Below are 730 nucleotides of genomic sequence, written 5' to 3'. Positions count from 1 at the left end.
GAGTCCCCGCCGCGGGCGAGTGCCGCCTGATGGGCGGCGTGCGCCCGGCGCACGCCGACGGCCAGGTTCACCGCGGTGGGCCGGGCGCTCTCCAGCGCCGACGCCGCGTCCTCCACGTCGAAGCCCCGTACCGCCGCGAGCGCGACTCCGTAGGCGCCCGCGACGCCCAGCAGGGGAGCACCGCGCACGGCGAGCGAACGGATCGCCTCCACCAGCGCGGACGCGTCCGTGCAGACGAGTTCCACCTCCTCCGCCGGCAGCCTCGTCTGGTCGAGCAGGACCAGGACGGGACCTTCGGGGGGTTCTTCCCAGCGCAGTGCCGGGACCTCGGTCGGCCGCTTGGTGTCGCCGCTGTGTGCGTACTGATCAGCCATGCGGCCAGTCTGCCCCCTCTCGCGCCGACAAACGAAGGTACGCAGCCCTCACCTCGGCAGGTCCCTCGATGACCACCCCATGGCACGATGGCAGCCAAGCTGCCGCCGCGACCGCGGACGGGCACCGTGAAGGAGCGACGATGAACGACACTCCGGGCTGGGCCTCGCCCGGATCCTCCCCGTCCGAGGGGCAGGGACCGGACACGTCCGGACCTGCCGGACCCGCCAGCCGCCCGGACGCCGAGCAGCCCGCGGACCAGCCCCGGCAGCCGGGCCCGGCCCCGCGGGACCCGGGGGTGACGTGGTCCAAGGAGCAGCCCCCGGCCGGTCAGTGGTCCGCGCCCACCGGCTCCACG

2 pseudogenes are annotated in these 730 nt (G+C 75.2%); one reads left to right on the top strand and one right to left on the bottom strand.

The features are described from left to right. Positions 1-374 (bottom strand): annotated as a pseudogene (locus B9S61_RS00010) (S-methyl-5-thioribose-1-phosphate isomerase); the annotation flags it as partial. 140 nt (positions 375-514) lie between these two features. On the opposite strand from B9S61_RS00010, the pseudogene B9S61_RS41410 reads away from it, so the two are divergent. Continuing rightward, a pseudogene (locus B9S61_RS41410) lies at positions 515-730 on the top strand (hypothetical protein); the annotation flags it as partial.

It is taken from the genome of Streptomyces sp. SM1, assembly GCF_002910825.1.
Taxonomy (GTDB): Bacteria; Actinomycetota; Actinomycetes; order Streptomycetales; family Streptomycetaceae; genus Streptomyces; species Streptomyces okerensis.
The sequence above is the reverse complement of the archived record's forward strand: the minus strand, read 5'-3'. Positions and strand labels throughout refer to the sequence as shown.